18 protein-coding genes are annotated in these 20,492 nt (G+C 62.5%); 10 read left to right on the plus strand and 8 right to left on the minus strand.

Annotation, left to right across the window (positions count from 1 at the left end; genetic code table 11):
• Window positions 1-402: 402 nt before the first annotated feature.
• Window positions 403-1,236 carry an RHS repeat-associated core domain-containing protein gene (locus tag KGJ62_00970; protein MDE2125144.1) on the minus strand — a complete coding sequence of 278 codons (834 nt, stop codon included), beginning with the start codon at window positions 1,234-1,236 and terminating at the stop codon, window positions 403-405.
• Between the two features lie 103 nt (window positions 1,237-1,339).
• Here KGJ62_00970 and KGJ62_00975 point away from each other — a divergent pair, with 103 nt between their 5' ends.
• The 3 genes from KGJ62_00975 to serS are packed head-to-tail and all read left to right on the plus strand — an operon-like array spanning window position 1,340 to window position 4,362.
• Entirely contained in the window at window positions 1,340-2,098 is a 759-nt protein-coding gene (locus KGJ62_00975; GenBank protein ID MDE2125145.1) for a PIG-L family deacetylase, read from the plus strand.
• Window positions 2,095-3,024 carry a glucosamine-6-phosphate isomerase gene (locus KGJ62_00980; protein MDE2125146.1) on the plus strand — a complete coding sequence of 310 codons (930 nt, stop codon included), beginning with the start codon at window positions 2,095-2,097 and terminating at the stop codon, window positions 3,022-3,024. The genes KGJ62_00975 and KGJ62_00980 overlap by 4 nt, the downstream gene beginning before the upstream one ends.
• A 51-nt stretch (window positions 3,025-3,075) precedes the next feature.
• On the plus strand, window positions 3,076-4,362 hold the full coding sequence (gene serS, locus KGJ62_00985) for a serine--tRNA ligase (protein ID MDE2125147.1): 1,287 nt from the start codon (window positions 3,076-3,078) through the stop codon (window positions 4,360-4,362).
• A 759-nt stretch (window positions 4,363-5,121) separates the two neighbouring features.
• On the opposite strand, the gene KGJ62_00990 is transcribed toward serS, so the two are convergent.
• From KGJ62_00990 to KGJ62_01015, 6 genes are all read right to left on the minus strand, one after another.
• Window positions 5,122-5,679: a hypothetical protein gene (locus KGJ62_00990; protein MDE2125148.1), complete on the minus strand. Its 558-nt coding sequence runs from the start codon at window positions 5,677-5,679 to the stop codon at window positions 5,122-5,124.
• Window positions 5,680-5,713: 34 nt separating this feature from the next.
• Window positions 5,714-8,365 carry a hypothetical protein gene (locus tag KGJ62_00995; GenBank protein ID MDE2125149.1) on the minus strand — a complete coding sequence of 884 codons (2,652 nt, stop codon included), beginning with the start codon at window positions 8,363-8,365 and terminating at the stop codon, window positions 5,714-5,716.
• Between the two features lie 300 nt (window positions 8,366-8,665).
• Complete coding sequence (locus KGJ62_01000) at window positions 8,666-9,151, minus strand: hypothetical protein (protein MDE2125150.1); 486 nt, start codon at window positions 9,149-9,151, stop codon at window positions 8,666-8,668.
• 89 nt (window positions 9,152-9,240) lie between these two features.
• Window positions 9,241-9,486 carry a hypothetical protein gene (locus KGJ62_01005; protein MDE2125151.1) on the minus strand — a complete coding sequence of 82 codons (246 nt, stop codon included), beginning with the start codon at window positions 9,484-9,486 and terminating at the stop codon, window positions 9,241-9,243.
• A 345-nt stretch (window positions 9,487-9,831) separates the two neighbouring features.
• Window positions 9,832-10,269: a PIN domain nuclease gene (locus tag KGJ62_01010; protein MDE2125152.1), complete on the minus strand. Its 438-nt coding sequence runs from the start codon at window positions 10,267-10,269 to the stop codon at window positions 9,832-9,834.
• Window positions 10,270-10,271: 2 nt separating this feature from the next.
• Window positions 10,272-10,640 carry a hypothetical protein gene (locus tag KGJ62_01015; GenBank protein MDE2125153.1) on the minus strand — a complete coding sequence of 123 codons (369 nt, stop codon included), beginning with the start codon at window positions 10,638-10,640 and terminating at the stop codon, window positions 10,272-10,274.
• A gap of 623 nt (window positions 10,641-11,263) precedes the next feature.
• Between KGJ62_01015 and KGJ62_01020 the strand changes: the two genes are divergently transcribed.
• The 3 genes from KGJ62_01020 to KGJ62_01030 all read left to right on the plus strand — a co-directional run bounded on the left by KGJ62_01020 (window position 11,264) and on the right by KGJ62_01030 (window position 14,288).
• Window positions 11,264-12,631 (plus strand): hypothetical protein, encoded by a 1,368-nt coding sequence (locus KGJ62_01020; GenBank protein MDE2125154.1) that lies wholly within the window; start codon window positions 11,264-11,266, stop codon window positions 12,629-12,631.
• Window positions 12,624-13,526 carry a hypothetical protein gene (locus KGJ62_01025; GenBank protein ID MDE2125155.1) on the plus strand — a complete coding sequence of 301 codons (903 nt, stop codon included), beginning with the start codon at window positions 12,624-12,626 and terminating at the stop codon, window positions 13,524-13,526. Before KGJ62_01020 ends, KGJ62_01025 begins: the two co-directional genes overlap by 8 nt.
• A 90-nt stretch (window positions 13,527-13,616) precedes the next feature.
• Window positions 13,617-14,288, plus strand: a complete 672-nt coding sequence (locus KGJ62_01030; protein ID MDE2125156.1) for a hypothetical protein — start codon at window positions 13,617-13,619, stop codon at window positions 14,286-14,288.
• Between the two features lie 108 nt (window positions 14,289-14,396).
• Here the strand turns inward: KGJ62_01030 and KGJ62_01035 are convergent, their stop codons facing one another.
• Window positions 14,397-15,239 carry a methyltransferase domain-containing protein gene (locus KGJ62_01035; protein MDE2125157.1) on the minus strand — a complete coding sequence of 281 codons (843 nt, stop codon included), beginning with the start codon at window positions 15,237-15,239 and terminating at the stop codon, window positions 14,397-14,399.
• A 56-nt stretch (window positions 15,240-15,295) separates the two neighbouring features.
• Here KGJ62_01035 and KGJ62_01040 point away from each other — a divergent pair, with 56 nt between their 5' ends.
• Genes KGJ62_01040 through KGJ62_01055 form a run of 4 tightly spaced genes read left to right on the plus strand, consistent with a single transcriptional unit; the run spans window position 15,296 to window position 20,488 of the window.
• Window positions 15,296-16,030, plus strand: coding sequence for a hypothetical protein (locus KGJ62_01040; GenBank protein ID MDE2125158.1), 735 nt, complete (start codon window positions 15,296-15,298; stop codon window positions 16,028-16,030).
• Window positions 16,027-16,917, plus strand: a complete 891-nt coding sequence (locus KGJ62_01045; GenBank protein ID MDE2125159.1) for a polyprenyl synthetase family protein — start codon at window positions 16,027-16,029, stop codon at window positions 16,915-16,917. Before KGJ62_01040 ends, KGJ62_01045 begins: the two co-directional genes overlap by 4 nt.
• The gene (solA, locus tag KGJ62_01050) at window positions 16,914-18,071 is read left to right on the plus strand and encodes an N-methyl-L-tryptophan oxidase (GenBank protein MDE2125160.1); all 1,158 of its coding nucleotides are present in this window, start codon (window positions 16,914-16,916) and stop codon (window positions 18,069-18,071) included. The genes KGJ62_01045 and solA overlap by 4 nt, the downstream gene beginning before the upstream one ends.
• Window positions 18,002-20,488, plus strand: a complete 2,487-nt coding sequence (locus KGJ62_01055) for a hypothetical protein (protein MDE2125161.1) — start codon at window positions 18,002-18,004, stop codon at window positions 20,486-20,488. The genes solA and KGJ62_01055 overlap by 70 nt, the downstream gene beginning before the upstream one ends.
• Window positions 20,489-20,492: the final 4 nt, after the last annotated feature.

Raw genomic sequence — 20,492 nt, forward strand, 5'->3', positions numbered from 1 at the left:
CTCAAGTGCAGGCGTGGGCTCATCGAAAACCTGACCGACGTAGGACAGCCGCCTCACGGTAGAACCTGACCGAAGATCCGGAAGGCTTGCGGGCCTTTAAAAACGAATCACGGGGCACTCGATGAGTCGGCGCCGGCAGCATGACTCCATGCAAAGCGGTATCGCCAGTCGGGGCGGTGGCGGAAGTCGGTTATCGTGAGTTTTGCGAAGCTACAGGCATCCACCGCAGGTAGGTGTCGGCGGTAGCATCCCGTGTCGGAAGTGACGGAAGAGAAGAGCCATCACTCGTGAGGTAGGAGGAGGAGCCACGAGGCAAACGCCTGACGTCCGGGCTCCCAACGCTGCAGGAGAGCTGTCAGCGTCACCGGGAGACGCGCGTCTCGGCGGAGCGTGCCGCGCGGTTCAAACGGATGAGCGCCGGCGCCCGCTGCCCGCCGCAAGCCATCGTGACCAGACTTTCGGCGCGCATTTCACGCCTGGCGTCGTTACACAAGGATTTGGTGCCTCCTCGGCTTTGCCAAGCTTACGCTCTATCGTGCCGAGCTCGGACCTGGTCAGCACGAGGCATAGTTGCTGCACCCACCGAGCCGCGTCATTCCCCACGTAACCATAAACGATCGTCCCGCCGGCCATGCCGATGGGATCCCGGTTTACGAACCTTCCCTGTACCGGATCGTAGTACCGGTAACCCAGCAGCTGCAGGCCGGTTTCTGTGTCGCTATAGTACCCATATTGTGAGCCAAAGCCCGAGTACGGATCGGTTGCCGTACCGGAGATGGAGCGGGCGGCGAAGGCGTCGAAGTCGAACGAGGCGAGAACGGAATCGCTGGAGTTGACGTCTTCGGCCGGGTTGCCCTGCGGATCGAAGGCGTAGAAGATACTTGAAGTGCCTGCATGGCGCGAGAGCAGACCGGTGGGGCCGAAGGTGTTTACCGCGCTGACCGCACCGGTACTGTCGATTTCGCAGATCGGCGTTATGCCGTCGTAGAGAAAGTACGTGGTTCCGGAGGAGTTGGTCTTCCACGCTCGCAGGCCATCAATCGTATAGCCGGCCGTGAGCGCCGTGCCGTACGCGGTCATCCGGCTTTCGGGGTCGAAGCTCAACGTGGCTCCGGAATAGGTGGTCGGATTGCCGCTGCCGTCAAACGTTTCGGCCGTGTTCTGGTTGTCGGCATTAAACGTCTGCGCAGCGTTTCGGAAGGTCGTCGGGTTGCCGGCCGAAAGCCGCGTCCCCAACAAGGATGGAGCGGGTCTGCGGTAGAAATCTGCGGGGGTAAATGCATCGTTTTGCAGGGCCGGCGGAGATTACCTGGTTATGAGTCTGCGCGTACTCGCTGTAATGCCGCACCCGGACGATGTGGAGATTCTATGTGCCGGCACACTGATCCGGCTTGTGGGGCTTGGCCACCAGATCCATATCGCCACGATGACGCCAGGAGACAAGGGTTCCAATGAGCTGTCACGCGAAGAGATTGCCGCTGTGCGGCGTGGCGAGGCCGCGGACGCGGCGAAATCAATCGGCGCGGCGAGCTGTGAGTGCCTGGAGTTTGCCGACCTGGAAATCTGTTTCGATAATCCGGCACGCAAAAAGGTCGCCGGATTGCTGCGGCGCATTCAGCCGCATATGGTGATCACCACGCCGCCGCAGGACTATATGTTGGACCACGAAATCACTTCAAGCCTGGTGCGTGACGCGTGTTTCAATGCCACCGTCCGGAACTACGAAACGGAGGCTGGCGAGGCGGTTCTGGAGGCGCTGCCGGCGCTCTACTACACCGACGCCATCGAGGGCCGCAACCTGTTTGGCGACCCGGCGCGCATTACGACACTGGTAGATATCACAGCCGAACTCGATGGTAAGGCCGCGGCGCTGAGCTGCCACGCCAGCCAGAGCGAGTGGCTCCGGCGGCAGCACGGTCTGGACGCCTACGTAGAGGCGATGCGAACCTGGGCCGGCGTGCGTGGGCGGCAGATGGGAGCCGGCGCGGCGGAGGCATTTTGCCAGCATCGCGGCCATCCACACCGCCAGGATGATCAACTATTGGAGCTGATGATGCCGCGAGCCGTAGCCGTGGAGAATGGAGAGGTGAAGCTTTGACGCGCCCATTGAGCAAGGTAGCGCCCGACTGGTGGGACTACACGACGCTGGACTCCGAGCTGCTGGAGGATGCCGCCAGGCTGACGGCGGAGGACATCGCCGGGCTGGATCGCGGCGGCTTCCGAGTGGTGATGTACGACGATCTTTCAGAGTTCTATCTGGCCGAGGCGTTGGAGTACATCTCTTCGTGGCGCCAAGCCACCGCCGACCAGCCCGTGGGCATCTGCGGTCCGATAGGCCCGACGGAGCAGCTGCCGCTGGTGGCGCAGTTGGTAAACGCGCTTGAGATCGACCTGCGTAACGCGCACTTCTGGGGCATGGACGAGTGGCTGGTCAACGGAACCGAGGCGCCCGAGACGCATCCGCTTTCTTTTGCCCGCGCCGACAAGGAGCTTTGCTTCAATCGCATCGAACCACGCCTGGCAATGCCGGCCGACAACCTGCACTTTCCCGCTGCCGATGCCGCGGCCTACGAAGCGAGCTGGGAGGGCGTCCGCTGCGCCGTTATGCAGGGCGGTCAGGGCGAAGTGAAGCACTGGGCGTTCAACGATCCGGCTCGGCGGGAACCGCCTTGGCAGGATGAACCGCCGCCGCCCGAGGTCTATCGCACGTTCGGCACCCGCATTGTGGAGCTGCATCCGCTGACCCTGGTTCAGAATGCGCGCACATCCGGCGCCGGCAACCTGCCGTTGGTGCCAAAGCACGCCATCAGCGTGGGACCGAAACAGACCTGGCGGGCCGAGAAGGTGTCGATCTGGCATCCGGGGCATCACGACAATCCATTCGGCATACGGCTGACGACCTTGATGATTTCGCAGCGCATCGCCGATACCTCGGTGCCGATGTCACTGCTCTCCGACCATCCCAACGTACAGTTCAACTTCTACCGGCCCGCAATCGGCACGTGCAGCACTGAGATGCACTGACCTGCCCAGCCGCGAGGGCGGCCGGGTAGAATTGCGCCGGGAGGTTGCTATATGCTTGATATCCGGCTGTTTCGAGAAGAACCCGAACGTGTGCGTGAGGGATTGGCGCGTCTTGGCGAGGAGACGGCCGTTGTGGACCGCGTTCGCGATGCTGACGAGGCGATCCGTGAACTGAAGACGGCGGCTGAGACGCGCAAAGCGGAATTGAACAGCCTGTCGAAGGCAATGGCCAGGGCAACGCCTGCTGAGCGCGAAAGCGCTCGTGGCAATCTGCGAGCGCTGGGCGACGAGATCGCCCGTCTGGATGGGCAGCGCAGCACGGCCGAGGACGAGTTGAACCGGCTTCTGCTGGGAATACCAAATCTACCCGACGCGCAGGTGCCGGATGGAGCAGACGAAAGCGCGAATGTAGTGCTTCGAACGGTGGGCGAACCGCGCACGTTCGATTTTGAGCCGCGCCCACACTGGGAGATCGGGGAGCAGCTGGGGATTCTGGATATTCCGCGCGGCGTGAAGGTCAGCGGCGCCCGGTTCTACGTGCTTACCGGCGCCGGCGCCGCGCTGCAGCGTGCGCTGATTTCGTTCATGCTGGATCTTCACATCCGCCAGCATGGCTACACCGAAGTTTATCCGCCCTACATGGTGAAGCAGGAGTGTCTGGTGGGTACCGGCAACCTGCCGAAGTTTGCTGAAAACCTGTATCACGACGCGGAGGAAGACTTCTGGCTGATCCCCACGGCGGAGGTTCCGTTGACGAACCTGCACCGGGATGAGATTCTGGATCGCAGTGATCTTCCCAGGCGGTATGTTGCCTATACACCGTGCTTTCGCCGTGAGCGTATGAGCGCTGGGCGCGATGTGCGTGGTATCAAACGCGGTCACCAGTTTGACAAGGTGGAGATGGTAAAGCTGGTAGAGCCATCTCAGTCAGACGCGGAGCTGCTCTCGCTGATTGGCTGCGCCGAGGCCGTGTGCGCCGCGCTGGAGATTCCGCACCGCGTGGTGCAGATGTGCACGGGTGATCTCTCGTTTGTATCCGCAGCCAAGCAGGATGTAGAGCTGTGGTCACCTGCCTGCGGTGATTCCGGTGGTGAGTGGCTGGAGGTCTCGTCCTGCTCGAACTTCCGCGACTATCAGGCGCGACGCACGAATCTGCGCTACAGGCCCGAACCGGGCGGCAAGCCGGCGCTGGTCCACACACTTAATGGATCGGGTCTTGCGCTCCCCCGCACTCTTATCTCCGTTCTGGAGAACTACCAGGAGGGTGATGGCAGCGTGCGGATACCGCGCGTTCTGCGCCCTTGGATGGGTGGTGCGGAGAGCATCGCGGCCGATTGAGCCTCGAGCCCTGGGAAGCACAGGCAGCGCAGCTCGGCAGTTGGATTCGACCTGGGTACGGCCAACAAAGAGCTCGCCGGGTTGCGGTCCAGCCGGGAGGAGTGTGCGCCCGTTAGAGCCAGCCGGGCACCCAGTCCCACGGCGTCGAAACGGTTCACTCCATTCACGCCAGACCTGTCAGACGGGTCCGCCAGTCCGACGATTCCGGCTTAACTCGGGCGGACCCCGCTGCGAACGGTGCCTGGCGGCGACGTGCACCGCAGCCAGGTAAAAGCCAGAATCCTCGGACGAGTTCAGCTTCTATCTGGCAGAGTTACTGGTACGCACCGTGTTGCGGCTTGCTGTCGAGCCAGATCCCGAACCGCCGCCGTTCCAGCCGCAGGCAGAACCGAGGAACACGACCGCACGGAGGGCCGCCGCGACATGGTATCTCTTCATTGTCTTGCTACGCTTGGGGGCATGGAGTCGGAGGTCTTGGTATCCGAAGTGGAACCTGCAGACGATTGCCGGAGCGCTGCCGGCGCGGAGGATGGAGCCCCGGCACACCGCCGCGCACCGTCTTCGGTTTCGCTGTCCACGGCGTCCACGGTTATGTCCACCCGCTCCGGCAGGCACTCCGGGCAGCGTTCGCCGCCGGGCCCTGAACGAAGACAGGCGCCAGTGTCGGGCGCAGCCACGGCCGACGCTGAATACCAGACCGGCGTCGTATCCGCCGCCGGAGTACGCCGCTGCCGCGGGCAGCCGTCAAGCGCTGACGCGCTACCTCAGCACGGTTATCGTGACAGGATTGGCTGCGTATTGGTAGGGCGGCTGAGAGGCATCGGCAATGCCGCCGATCGAGCCAGCCAGCCAGCAGGTTATTTGCCACTTTCCCGGCGGGAGCGCCGGTGCCGTCTCCTGATACGACGCAGTTTCGGAAACGAAGAGCGGAAAGCGCTCAACCTCGAAGCCGGGCCCAAGTGCCCCGCCAGGCCCGCTAGGTCCGGGGATGAGATCAACGGTTTGCGAGCCACTGACTGCGTCGGCGTGGAACCAAGTGTCGGTTGTCGATACGGCGGCCTGATCTACGCTTACGTCGGTGATCGAATACGTGAGCACGATCGGCGCACCCCGCACATACAGACCGTGGTTCGCCGTACCGGTGAATTCGAGGCCACCGGCCCCGCGCGGCGCCGAGCTAACGGCCGCACTCGGCGCTGCCGCGCTGGCACCGCCATTCCCGCCACAACCGCAAACGGACCCTATGGCGGCGGCGGACGCCAGCACAAGCACCGCTAATCGCGAGCCGAGTCCGAAATAAAATCGCGGTGAAGCCATGAGAACCCCTCGGGCGCGCGCGGACCGCGCCGCATTAGTACGAGAACGAATAGAGGTAGTTAATTACGGAGCCGGTGTTTGTGATGGAGTAGACCACGCCGCTGCCGTAGCCGCCTCCAGCGGCGGTGGTCCCAAACAGCAGGCCGTTGGAGTCCGCCACAAGCGTGGCATAAGGCGACGACCCGTCGCCGGCGCCCGGGTTGATCGCGTCGTAGCCCGAGAACGAGTGAATCTGCGAGTAGACGGAGTTCGAGAGGTCGAACGAGAAGATGGCGCCGAGGTTGTCGTAGCCGCCCTGGTAGGTCTCGCCGTACAGAGTGCCATCGGAAAGCAACAGGCCCGCGAGAGGCTTGTCGCCGTCGCTTGCGGGATTGTTCGGGCCGAGGTACCCGGTAAACGTATGCAACGGCGCGTAGGTCCCGGCTGTAGTGACCGCGAACAGCACGCCTTTGCCGCTCGAGCCCCCGGAATCCGTCACGCCATAGAGCGTACTGCCCGACATAATTAACGGCGCGTAGGGATTGGCGCCGTCGGCGCCGCCGAACGAGTGGAGCTTGCTGGTGATGGTGCCGGCGGTGTTCATCTCGAACAGTTCGCCCGCGTCGTTTCCGCCGCCAGAGAAGCTGGCGCCCCACAGGTTGTTCGAGCTGTCTATCAGAAACCCGGCGTAGCAGTTCGCTGGCTCGCTGTTCGCCGGGAATGAGTGGTTATAACCACTGAAGTTATGGATGGTGATGAAGTTGGTTCCGTCTTGGTCGATCTTGAACGCGGTGCCCATGCCATCGGTGCCTCCGGCATAGGTTGTGCCATATAGCACCCCGCCGCTGTCCTGCGCCAGCGCGCAGTACGGCATCGCCCCGTCCGCGCCGTCGAAGGAGTGGAGGACAGTCAGGTTCGTCGCTGGATTCTGGTTCGTCAGGTCGATCCGCCACACATCCCCGTGGCCCGACGCGCCACCGTTGACCGCGGTTCCATATAGATAGTTACCGATGAGGAGCGGCGTTCCGTACGGATCCTCGCCGTCCGGACCACTGAACGCGTGTATTTGTGTGTATACGCCTCCGGGGCTCGTAATCGAGTAGACCGCGCCGCCAGTGTAACTTCCGCCGTTGACGGCAGTTCCATAGAACACGTCCGGCGCACCCTGCGCAAGCCCAGATGCGGGATACGCACCGTCGATGACTACCTTCGCCCACGTTACGGCCCACGGCATGGTCGACGGGTAGAAGGAGTACTCCTGGATCGTCCACATGTCGGAATCGTTCACCGGGTCGACAACGGACGTAGTGAAATCGCCCCATCGGTTCAGAGGCGGCACCTCGCTGTCGGGCACGTTATAGTTGATCCTGCCGCCTTCAAAGAGCCGGTCCAGTCTGAAGGCGTCAATCGCGTCACCACCGGCCCGAAAAGCATAATCGGCGCTCGGAAACTGATCCACCGAGAAGCTGGAGTATCCGAGCAGCACATCGTTATTGACATTGGCGGCGATACCGCCGTACGCATAGGAGACAACGCCGTTGGGATCCTGCAGAATGCCGGTCTGCTGTACGGTGCCCGAAGTGCTGAGCTGCCACCATTGCACGCCAGCCTGCGTCGGCGAGGCGGCCGGCTCACCCACCGATTGCGCCAGCCAGATCGAGCCGTTTCGGAAGCAGCACGAGTTCACACGGTCGTCGAAGATGGCAATGTCGTTGCCACCGCTCTGCGGCAAGTGGTTGCCGGACCAGTCGGCGAACGATGACGTTGTGGGGCTTGCAACATAGTCCAGAGCCGCGCCGCCCCCGGAGCCGGTTACCCTGTACAGTTGCACCTGGTCGTCTTGACGATTTGTGGGCGCAGCCGTATTGGCCGCAATATAGAGATCTGGCTGGGAGCTGCTGTACGTCACGGCGGGCGTTGGGCTGCCAACGGTCGTGGGCGTGACGTTGAACGCCTGCGCCGCCAGCGCTCCGTCTCGAGGCACCGCGTAGAGGCTGCTTTTCTCGAAGACCCACACGACCGATTTGCTGAAAGTGCTACTCCCCACCGGGACGGCATTCAGGCCGATCGCGACCCACGAGGTGTTGAAGCCTGTGCTGGGATAGTCGTACCAGGTCTGGCCACTTGCGTCGTCGCGGAATGCCCAGCCGTTCCAGAACTGCGCCGGGTCGTCGCCTTGTGTCGCAGCGATTAGGACCATGGCGTTCGCCGTGTTCCAATTCGCTATCGCGGTAGCAATGTACCGGTCCGAGTAGGGGTCATACAGGAAGTGCGGGTCCGTCACTTTGTCGAAAGAGTCTCCTGTGACGCTCTCCCAGAATGACAAAAGGTTTGCGTCATAGGTCAGATTGCCGGCGCGGTCGGTCACCACAACCATATAGTTTGAGCCCGTGAGGATGTAGCTCTTCCCAACAGCGCCCTCGGTGTCTGGCGGCGCGCCGGCGTTACCGCCGAGGTCGCCGACGATACTGATGGTTTCGGTTGGCGCGGGGGAGAGGATGTTTGTCACCGGGCTGAAGGACTGCGGCGCCGCCGAGCCGCTGGACGTGCTGCCGCCGTCGGACGCCGTCGCTATTGGTGCGGCGCCAAAGTTGCCTGCGCCGGGAAAAGCGGGCGGGAGGTCCGCGAGCCGGCACCAGCCAGAGGAGACGAGCGTTGGAGCCGCGCCGCGCGTTTGCGCGCTGGAGGTGCGCGCCACCGTCGTCAAGCCGACAAGGAGGGCTGCAACGGAAAGGGCTGGACCGAATCGCCTGAAACGGCGGGCGGACTCAGAGAGAGAGAGAGAGAGAGAGAGAGAGACGAACCGCCCGCCCGCTTGCTAACGGCGATCATGGTCGGTACACACCTTTCTGCGCCGGTTTGTGACGGTGCCTCTTCAATCCATTCTACCACATCGCGTAACGTGCCGCTTGATTCCCAACCGGCTGCCTCGCCCGGCCCGACGGGCCTTGCGGCGGTTCATCGAGGGCGGCCGGCGAGGGATCAATGCGGTGCAAAACCGACCGGTCTACAGCGCCCGGACCATAAACAGGATGCAGGCGCAGCGCCGGGTAATGGCGCCGCCATCGCCGTCACGCGGCGCGCGAATTCCTTCGAAGAGCAGTTGGCGCGCGTCCGGATCGAGAACCACATGGTCGGAGTAGGTTCCAAGGAGCGACAGATACTCTGTGGTCGTCAACGTTCGCTGCCGCGGAAACCGCTGCACCTTGACCAGGTGAAATGTGCCGCTCCCTTCGATCTCTGCGCGCGAGGCACCGTGCCGCTCCTCGACCGTTTGGCTACGCGACCGGCGTGGCATCTCCGGCGCGGTCCGAGTATAGGCAGGCGCGATCTCAGCTTCGAGCGCGGACTCGGCCTCATCCGGGAGATACCAGAATGGCGCCAGCAGGTCACCCGGCTTGAGCGCCACAGCGCTGCAGGTGTAGCGTAGCCCCCGATCTATCCAGTGAAACGCTTGTGCAATCGTAACCAGCTCGAACGCGCGCTGTTCCACCGGCCCATCTTCAAAGCTTGTGTGGATAACCTGCCATTTGCTGCGCCGATGAATTTCCGACGCAGGAACGCCACGAGGTTGGCGCCCGGCTAGATGGCCGTGATATGGAGGTCTCTCGCCGCCAGCTCGGCGGTTGCCTTGCCGGTTTCCGGGCCGATCTCCAGAACTTGCGCAGCCGCCGGCAGCTGCGAGCAGAGCGAATCGAACAGGTCCGAAGGATAGCCGGGACGCGCCTGGCCGAACTGCTCGGGCATCGTGTCGAAAACCGTTCCGAGATCGCTGCCCTCGGCGCCAAGGTACACATCGCCTGGGATGACCGCACTTGCTTCGATCATGGCGCGATTGCAGCATCATGGGAGAGGAGCGCGATCAGGACGGCACGAAACTGGGAAGCGCCGGCGCGAGTCTCAAACTTGTTCCGGTAGGTCACATTAGAGAACCTCGGGCGGCACCGTTTCGCGTTATTGTCCGGCTTCTAAGAGTGTAATGGAAAAGGGTCGGCTTCCGATTAGGCCCCGGGGCGAACGCTTAGCGGATAAGCGAATCCGGTACAAAAGGTCGCAACCGGGCGCGAAGCGACCGGTTGCGACCAATACAGCAAGGGCGAGGCGAGTGGAACGGCGCGTCAGCGCTGGTCCATGAACTGAGGGCAGACTATGGCGCCTTTTTTCATCAGCCCTCTAAACCTCACCGGGGTGAACGCTGGTGACATTTGGATAGCGTTGGAAGTCGACCGGGTTCGGCGTCAGGACATGGGTAATGCCGTAAACGTACATCGCCGCAACCCGGCGAGCATCGTGCACATGAACTCCCTGAACTCCGTGTGCCACTACAACGCGGCGCCACTGTGTATGTGTGGCCGGGCTATCCGGAAGAAGTGTGAAAAGTCGCTCAAGGAGCTTCAACCCTCGGTCTGCTTCAGCCACAGGGAAACCGAAGCCGCCTCGAACTGAGACCGAGCGTGTGCATACGTTCCAGAACTCGATGAGATTTTGCGACAGGTAGGTAAGGTTCTGCCCGTCGTTTCGCAAGTCCCGCACGGCGGTCCGGATGGTTATGTGATCCCCGACGGTGGTCCCCACTGTCCTGAGCAGGATATTTGTACCGAGGCGCCACAGCGCTAATCGTGCTCCGCGCAGATCGTATCTCGGGAATAGGTTTCCGACAGCGGCACTGGCGGCAGTCCTGCGCCTATCGCAGCAAGCTCATCAAGCAGCCGCTCTTCCTCATCCGGTGCGAGGTCACGGATACGAGGGACCGCCAGGCTCACTTCGAGAATCGCGCGCGCAAGCTCCTGGATGGAGATCCCCTTTTTTTCCGCTTCGGCGCTGAGAACAGCCACGGTCTCGGGCGCCAAATCAATTTCAAAAACCCTGTCGATCACCTCATAAGCAAAGTATAGCATGAGCGCGATTCGGCTTACCGAGCTGCCGAAATCATGCAGAGTGATGAGGCGCGGTTGAACCCGCCTGCTGCCTGCTATCGCCATTCTTCGCCGTAGGGACGCAGACCGGCAGTCAGGTGCGCGCCGAGTGTACAACCTATCGCACGTATCATAAATCGCTTGGTGATGTTCTATCCTGGCCACTATGCTGCTCACGCTTGCCATCCAGGTGAACGGCTGAGGTTCTTGAGTGTGCGGTGCCGTGGCCGCTTCGAGCGCGCTGATGCGATCGGGTGCAGGTGCGAATGCTCCGCCACGGGTCGCCTTGCCCGCGATCCCCTTACCCGCCGCCTCGCTGGGCCTAACCGCCGGGCTATCCGTGGATGGTAAGCGGTACGAAACTTGTAAATTGCTTGCATTCAACACTTCAATTTGTGTCGCTTGACAATACAAGCCCGCGACGGTAACGTAGTAAGGAGCAAAGAACCCTAACGCCGTTGTGTCGCTTTTGGATGGACAGGCGCGGCCTTGAGGGCGCTGCTATACCGACGTCGGAGAGTTCCAAAGGAGGAACCTGAAATCCCGCGAGACCCGGTTATGACTGCAAAACAGAACTGCGATACTACCCTCACCCACCGCGCGTTCGCGCTGAGCGCATTTCGCGTCTGAGTTGCGCGTCGAACCATAAAGCGGGCAGCGCCCTTTGTCCGACCTCGCTCACGCTGGCCATGGCGGTTCTCACGCTCGGTGCTGCTACCGTTGCACGAGCGCAGGGCGGCCCCTACTGGAAGATCAGTAACACCTACGTAAAGGCGCTTGCCTGGTCCACAACCAGGTACGGCGTAACGCACACCGGCACAAACACGCTGCCGAATTCGGACGTACAGATGGGCGGCAGTGGCTACACGAACGTAAAGCTTGTTGAGACGATTCAGGTAACTCCCACACTCAGCTGGGTGAATGCCGATGGCTCACCGGGCGTCAACCCACCCTCACCGGTTTACGTAGCGGAGCATGGCTACTCATTCGCTTCCGGCATCGGCGCCACCCTGGCCGCCACCGCAGACGACGGCCTGAGCGACACAGAAGTGGCGCAGAACCCGGGCGAACTATCCGAGGGGATCCACCTTATTCAGCGGCAGGGCGGGGGTGGAACAATAACGCTGCCGGCAATCACGGTAACCACCACGGCTGATGTGAGCGACACCGGGTATGCCCTCGCAGAGGTCAGCTGGTCATTTAGCGTCTACATCGACACACGCGGGGTAACCATCAGCTCAACGAACGACCCCACCTACCACAGGGTGGTTGTAAACGGCGCGCCAACGCGGGTGATGGATCTGAGGAATGCCGACGGTTCGCTGGACTGCAACATGGTCGATTCTCAGGACGGGTTCCAATACGATAACTATTTCGCCAACCCTTGGGGCGCCTGGCACACGAATAGCACCTACGCGTGGACGGAGAGCACAAACGGTGACAATGCCGACGGAACCTTCGGCGGTGGCGCGAATCCCGGAGGCATTGACGAGACCTATGTCGACACCACAAAGGGCGGCGAGGACCAGATCATCCTCGCGCTCGTTGATCCCTCAGACGGCGCCCAGTGCAAGAACAACTATATGATGCACTTCCACGATAAGTACGAGGATTGGGTGAAGACGAGCCAGGTCGATTATCCGGCGCCGAATCCGACTAACACAAATCACCCCGGCTGGACAATCGTGGGTGAGTCAACGAATAATACGTCGCTGACGCAGACCTACACCGTCACGATTAGCCAGTCAGCCACAATGACTGAGAGCGGGACAGTTGGGACCGAATTCGTAACACAGATCGGCGACCCCGCGGCGTACCTTCAGTTCAAGATAAACGACAGCATCACATGTGGGAGCCAAATTACGGCTTCCCTCACCCAGTCAATATCGGTGTCAGTAGAGCCATACGCTACGGTGTATGTCTTCACAGCGCCGATATACTCGGACTTGTATGGCACGTGCAGCCTGTGGGACGCACACGGTTACAACTCCGACGTGGCCTGGAGCGGGGTCTTTTGCGCGGGTGGCGTGCTTCAGGAGGCGTCGTCCAATGACTGATATCACCGCCGTCTTCCTGGCAGTCCTCGCTGCCGCGGTAATGGCGCGTCCCGGCAAGGCCGGCACGCGCCTGGCGCCGCAGGTCAAGAACTCCCTGCCGAATATCATCGGCACCGTCGTATCCAAGCCGCTGCGCTTCTTCGAACTCCCGGCCCTCAAAGCGGCATCGAATGATCTTCAACAGCCCGGGCCGTGGCCGGCGGCCGCCGCCGCGTTCGCAGCGGATGTCGCTCGCAATCCAAACGATCTCGCAGGATGGGTTGGCCTCTACCAGGCAAATCCAGATCGCTGGGCGGCGGACGAACCCGAACTTGTGGCGCAGGTGAAGGCCAGAGCACCAGACGCGACGGCGGTATTCCGGCTGGCCGCCCTGCGCTACTACCGGGCGCAGGCCCACACCGACGATCCGAAGCACAAGCTAGAGCTGGCGGCGGCCGCCCGGCTCTTTCTGCGGTCATGGCGGCTCGCAAGAGAGCCCATGGCGGGGTTCATGCTGCTCGAGAATATTCAGTTCTTCGGGCCATTCGACCTCGTCCCGCAATATGACGCCGTGTTTGGGAAGCTGCAGACCAACCTCCTGCAAGAGTTATCCTCGGAACTCATGGGGGCCGACGCATACCGCGCGTACGTGCGCGCCAAGAAGTTCGCGCTGGATGCCGATCCGCCGCCGGCAAAGATGACGCCGCGGGGAAACTGGACGATGCTCTGCTGCCTGCTGCGGTGGTGGATTCCGCCAGCGAAGCACTACGTGTATTATCTGGCGCCGCATCAGCCTGGACACCACCACGTAGTATTCCTATCCAGGGAGGCTCCGCTGACGCATCAGATGGTTCTGGACCGGCGCTATTATGGAAAGTGGCTGCAGGAGCTCGGGGCAAAGGTGCCGGTGTATTGAGGCCGTTCGGCCTTTCGGGGAGGCATGCGCACTCGGAGGCCGGACAAAGCGTTCCCGCTCCGACGGTGCTCCACCCGTGGCCGGGCGGTGGTGGCGCACGCGTTCGCTGCCGCAACCGTTCGGAATCCGTACGACCTGGCGGCATGGGTCGGACTCTACCAGGCCGATCCCGACCGCCGGACGGCGGATGAGCCGGCACTTGTGCTCCAGGTTCGCGCGAAGAACCCAGCGCCGACGGCGCTCTTCCGGCTTGAGGCGCTTCGCTACTACCGGGCGCAGATGCAGTTCGACCATCCACTGAAAGATCCGATGCTGATTTCCTCCATGGTGCTCTTGCTGCGGGCATGGCGGCTTGCACACCAGCCGATGGCCGGCTTGCTGCTGTGGGAGAACATGATGTTCGTCGGTCCGGGCGTGCCCGGTGCCCCAGAAAGCAGCCAGTTCGGCGGGGCCAACGAGGCGAATCTGGTGCCGGAGCTCGAAGCAGTGCTGATGCGGCCGGACGCCTACCGCGTATACCTGCGAGACAAGAAATTTCATCTCGACGCGGATCCGCCGCCGGCGAAGATGACGCCGAAACAAAACTGTCGGATGCTCTGCTGGCTGTTGTGGGTCTTCATACCCCGGCTAGAAACTGGCAGCTTTATCTGGCGCCCAACCAACCGGATCCCCATAATCATGTCTACCTCAACCGGGAAGTGCCGCTTACGCATGCGATGGTGCTGGGTCGGCGGTATTACCGAAAGTGGTTCCGGGAGTTAGGGGAAACGGCGCCGGAGAAGTGAGGGCCGTCGGGCTTCCGGGGCGAGGGTTTCCGGGAGCCCGAATTGCCCGGTACTGCGCCCCTGGATGGGTGGAGTCGAGCGGCTGCTACCGGTCGGCTGATCGGCTGCGCGCGATTCGGCCGATGTGCAGCCTGCAGACGTAGTCACGCGTGATCTTGCCTCCCGCAGCATCAATGACGCTGCGCAGGCCGTCGAACAGTTCGCGACGGGTCGACTGGGGCAGCGTGGCGTTTTCCGAGTAGGTACCGATCAGCGCCAGATACTCTTCGGTGGCGAAGGTCTTGCTCCATGGAAAGCCACGGACCTCAACGCTCTCAAACAGCCCAGTGGCGTTGAACTCGCTCTGCCATCGCTCGTGCTCGCTAACGACCGGCCGGCGCTCGAACCGTGCCGCAAGTTCGGGCGTCACGCGGCGGTAGACCTGCTGGATCTCATCCTCCAAAGGCGACGGATCATTGGCCGGCGAGTTCCAGAAGGGCGCCAGAACGCCGCCCGGCTTCAGCGCCAGGGCTGCCCGTTGAAGTCTCGTGGCGGGATCGGTCCAGTGGAACGACTGCGCTGCGGTAACGGCGTCAAATCCGCCCGGTTCCGCGGGCCACGCCTCGAAGCTGACGTTGAGAACCTCCACATTGCCAAACCCAGCGGTGTTGCGGCGCAAAGCGGCGGCGAGGTTGGCACCGGGCTCGAGACATACCAGCCGGAACCCGCAGGCGGCCAGCCCGGTGGTGGCTTTTCCCGTTCCCGCGCCGATCTCCAGTACGCGAGCTGCCGGTGCCACAAGCGCCTGCAGCGTCTGAAACATTTCGAGCGGATACCCCGGCCGGTGCCGCTCGTAGTCATCCACAATAGTATCAAACACCGCAGCGCGACGGCGACGACCTTCCGCGGACCAGATATCCGGCTGCTTTTCTCTTCTGCTCTCCTTCATGGCTCGGTTATAGCACAACCGCTGCGTGACCGCGATGCTTGAACGAGTTGATACTTATGCAGGATATCAGGTTCGGCGGCTATACTTTACAGGTTCTGATCGTGGTCGTGCGCCGACTTCGGCGGGCGCACATCGCTCCTGGCCGCCTCTTCCTTATGCGCACCTTGCTGACCGGATATGGACCTTTCGGCGCTGTAGCCGCAAACCCCAGCCAGAGCCTGGTGGAGTGGTTTGATCTCACCGGCGCGCCCGGCCACGCGCTGACATGTCTTTCGCTACCGGTGTCGTACACCCGCGCGATGGCGGTGCTGGAGGCCGCTTTGACGACCGGTGTGGATGGTCACCCGTATGATGCCGTGCTCTCATTGGGCGTGGCTGCCGGCGAAACTGCCTGGCGGGTTGAGCGGCTGGCATTCAACCGCACCGGCCGACCCGATATAGATGGTTATGCACCATCTACGGGTTTGCTGGAGGAAGCGGGCCCGCCGGAGTTGGAGGCGACACTGCCGTGCGAGATGCTTGCGCAGGCCATTGTAGCGCAAGGTTTGCCGGCCCGGATATCGGATTCTGCCGGCGATTATCTATGCAACGCCGCGCTCTACCGGTCGTTGCGGTACGCAGCGCAGGCGGGTGACAGCACGCGGTGCGGCTTCATCCACATCCCATCCGACGTAGCGGGGAAAACCCGTGAGGATGAGCCAGCGTTCGAGTTTGCCGACCATGTGCGGGCTGTTGAGGCGGCGCTGGAGGCGATACGAAGCGCCATGGCGGCGGTGGGGGCGACGGCGTGACCTTTGACCTGGGCAGCTACCTCACCGAACGGCGTACCGCTGTGGAAGCGGCCCTGGAGTTGCTTCTGCCACCGGTGGATCAGCCGCCGCAGAAGCTTGCTGAGGCGGTGCGATACAGCGTGTTGGCGCCGGGAAAACGGTTAAGGCCCATCCTGGTTATCGCTGCGGCTGAGTGTATTGGCGGCTCGGCAGAGGATGTTATGGAAACGGCATGCGCGCTGGAGTGCATACACGCCTTCAGCCTGATCCATGACGACTTGCCATGTATGGATAACGACGACTACCGGCGAGGCCGTCTTACAAACCACAAGGTCTTTGGCGAGGCGATGGCGCTGCTGGCCGGCGACGCCCTCCTGGCGCTGGCGTTTGAACTGATTGCACAGAACTCCCGGCGAACGGAGGAGAGCCGGCTTATACCGGTCATCGGCCTTGTGGCGCGCGGGTCGGGGACGTGGGGAATGGTGGGCGGCCAGGTGGCGGATATGGAGGCGCAGGGACAGCCGGTTACTGCGGACCGGCTGCGGCGCATCCACGAGCGTAAAACCGGTGCGCTAATTACGGCGTCGGTGCTGGCGGGTGGGCTGCTCGCCGGCGCCAACGATGCCGAAGTGGATTGGCTGACCGACTACGGCAAACACGTTGGCCTGGCCTTTCAGATTGCCGACGACATTCTGGATGTGACCGGTGATGAGACCAAGTTGGGAAAGCCGGTCGGCAGCGATGAAGAGCGTGACAAGGCCACGTATCCCAAGGTGTTTGGTCTGGATGCCTCTCGCCGGATGGCCAGCGATGAGGCGGGGCGCGCCGTAGGTTCGCTGACGGGATTTGCGGAGCAGGCCGAGCCGCTTCGATGCATAGCGCGATATGTGGTGGAGCGCGACCTTTGACGGCTCCCCACGTGCTGGTGGTGGGCTGTGGCGTGGTTGGAGCCATGGCAGCGTGGCGGCTGGCATTGGCCGGCGCCCGCGTAACGGTATTCGAACAGTTTCAGTTGGATCACTCCAAAGGAAGCTCGCATGGTGAGAGCCGCATCGTCCGCAATGCCTATCCGGAGCCGTTTTACACCGGCCTGATGCGGAGAGCCTGGGCGCTGTGGGATGAGTTTTGCGACGCCAATCCAACCGAGGAGCTGCTGGTGCGCTGTGGCGGCATAACGCTGGGCCCGCGAGATCATAGCGAAGTCCGATCCACGACCGCGGCTCTGGCTGCGAACGGCGTGCAGCACGAAGTCTGGGATAGCCGAGCCGCTATGGCGCGATATCCGCTATTCCACCTTGACCGCGACGAGGTTGCCGTGTACGACGCGGAAATGGGGTTTGTACGCGCCTCGGCCTGCGTGCGCGCTGCCAAGGCATGCGCGACGGCTCTTGGCGCAAAGTTTGTTTTTGGCGCGCGCGTCGACTCCGTCGCGGCAGCGCGTGGTGGTGTCCGGGCGGAAGTCTACGGACAGCAGCACATTGGCGATGCCGCCATTCTTGCGCCGGGCCCATGGCTGCAGCCGCTTCTGAATCGTGCCGGGCAATCTGCTCCGGTTCGGGTAACGCGTCAGGTGATCGCCTACTGTGCCCATTCGCGGTACCAGCACGCGTGTGGCCCGGATGAGTTCCCCGTGTGGATCGACGCCGCCACACACTTTTACGGCTTTCCACACATCACGCATCCCGGGCTCAAGGTGGCGCACCACCGATTCGGAGAAGTTGCGGATGCCGACAGCGTGTACCGGCGTACGACCCGGAACGACCTCAAACCTCTGGCCGCCTATATATCGCGCCGGCTCACAGGCTTTACGCCGGTTTCCGGCAGCGGCGGGGTTTGCCTCTATACCGTGACGCCGGACGCCGATTTCATTGCCGATGGCCTACCCGGCGTACCGCGCGCCTTTGTGATCGGCGGACTTTCGGGGCACGGCTTCAAGTTTGCGCCCCTGCTCGGTGAACTGGCGGCGTGCCGCGCCCTGGACAAACCACTTCCGTGCGACGTCGAGCGCTTCCGGTTGAGCAGGTTTGCAACGTCGCCGGCGATGGCTGGGACGCCGGCGTGAGTAGAAACGTTCACCTGGCGCTCAAGTTCGCAAATGGCGCCTTCGCGCTTACCTTGCTGCTTATCTGTTCAGCCAGTTCGGTATCGGCCCAGTCCGACCCGTCGCCGCCAATTTCCAGCGTTTCATCGGCGCGGCAGGCCACCGTTGGCGTATGGAATCTGCCGCAGAGTTGCTCCGTGGATTTCAGCGGTACATTGCAGGCGCCGGCCGGCCAGCACGGCATGCTGCAGGTGGGGGCAGACGGTCATTTTGTGTTTGCCGATGGAACGCGAGCGCGGTTTTGGGGCATCAATGTCTCGAGCACCCGGCTGGATATTCCGGATGCCGAGATCGAGCACACGGTACGGCTTTTCGCCGATACCGGCCTCAACCTGGTGCGGCTAGAGGCCGTAGACAACAGGAACTGCCTTCTGGGGCCGGCCGATGCTCGCACGTCGCGCCGCCTGGACCGCCGGTATCTGGACAAGCTGGATAGATGGATGGACGCGCTGAGACGGCACGGTATCTACTACTACCTGGACTTGCTGGATCTACGGACGTTCAAGTCTGGAGACGGCGTGGAGCACGCATCGGCTCTTCGGCGTGGCGCACGGCCGTACGCACTTTTCGATCCCACGCTGATCGCACTGCAGAAGCGGTACGCGCATCAGCTTTTAACCCATCGCAATCCCTATTCCGGGCTACGCCCTATCGATGACCCGGCTCTTGCCATGGTCGAAATCTGCAACGAGAACGGCTTCTTTTTGTATCCGGCGCGAACCGATGGCCTTATCGCTCCGTACGCGGATGAACTGCAGCAGCGCTGGAATGTATGGCTGCAAAAGAGATATGCTTCTCGCGACAACCTTGTGGCGGCATGGACGGATGCAAGCGGCGCTCCCGGTCTGCAGGCAAGCGAGGACCCATGGCAGTTGACAACCGCACTGCCGCTGTTCGCGCCGGCGCAGGCGCCGGCGCCCGGCGCGGCTCAACCGGCTCCGGATCCGCGCCGTTCACAACTCCGGGTCAACGATGGCGTACGGTTTTTGTGCGACGTGCAGAGCGGATTCTTTGCCGATATGCGCTCTTACCTGCGGTCGATTGGGCTGCGCGTACCGGTCACCGGAGTGGTGTCGTCGGAGGTTCCGGCGGATATCGATTCCGTGGCGGCTTCGTGCGATTTCACGGCAGAGAACTGGTACGGAGATGCTGCTCAACCAGACCCCACGAACGCCGCCGTCGTCTACTATGGCGACCGGCAGTTTCTGGATGACGACAGCGCATACGGCTTTGCGCCGTACACTGCTGCGCTGCGGTGGGACAACAAGCCGGTGGTGGTTCGCGAGTGGGCGGTTCCGTGGCCGAACGACTACCGCGCCGCTTCGGTTCCCGAGGTACTGGCGTATGCCTCGCTGCAGGATCTGGATGCCGTACTGTTGTTTGGGTATCAGACGAACCGCGCGCTGAACGGCGTGGATTGTGATGCCTTGAATGATCTGGCTTTTGAAGCGGATCCCACGGTCTGGGGGCAGTACGCCATCGCCGGACAGGCGTTTCTGCGAGGAGCAATCGCGCCCGCGAAGCGCCGGCTGACCATATGTTATCCGGCAGATAAGCTGTTTTCGTGGCCCAGCCACATGACCGACCTTCTGCGTGCCGCATGGTTCGTACGGGTCTACAACAGCGATGGTTCGGTCCAGGTGGGCGATACGCTTACACCCAGTTCGCCGGCCGTCGATGTGCAGACGCTGCACGAGTACGCCGATCACGTCCATCGCCTGGGTGGGGCTGTAACCGCCGCGGCGGTGGAAGCCGGCATCTGGCGCAGCGATACCGGGCAGATCACGCTGGACACGCATGCGGGGAACCTGTTCATCAATACCCCAACGCTGCAGGTGTTCTGCGGAGTTTTCGAGCCGAAGCGGGTTTACCGATTGGGGCAGGGGCTGCGCTTCTCTACCGATACTCCGTACGGCTCTCTGCTGGTATGGTCGCAGGATGGAGCGCCGATTTCGCAGAGCCAGCATCTGGTGGCCAAGATGGTTTCTCAGGCCGAGAACACAGGCCAACTGTTTGAGCCGGCTCCAAAGGGTGCGCCCGGCGGCTGGGTGCTGCGGCTGCCGGGCAGCGCGCCGGTGGTGACGGACGGGCAGACAACGCCAGGCGGAACATCACTGTGGATGGTCCGGACAGGCGCCGGGAGGAACGCTGTTGCCTCGCTCCTGAAAATCGGTTTGAAGAATGGCGCCTGGGAGCTTTCTACAAGCGGCCTAAACGCAAAACTTCTGTGCGATACGGCAGGCATAACGGGGAGCGCTCTTGGCATGGCCTTTGTTACTGCTGGAACGGGACGCGTCGCTGTTTCCAGAACTCCAGCCGGCGCGGCTCCGGCTGCAGCGGTCGCAGGCAGTTCCTCAGCGGATGGTGGCTTGCCGTGAGCGA

This window comes from Armatimonadota bacterium, from assembly GCA_028871815.1.
Classification (GTDB): Bacteria; Armatimonadota; Chthonomonadetes; order Chthonomonadales; family Chthonomonadaceae; genus REEB205.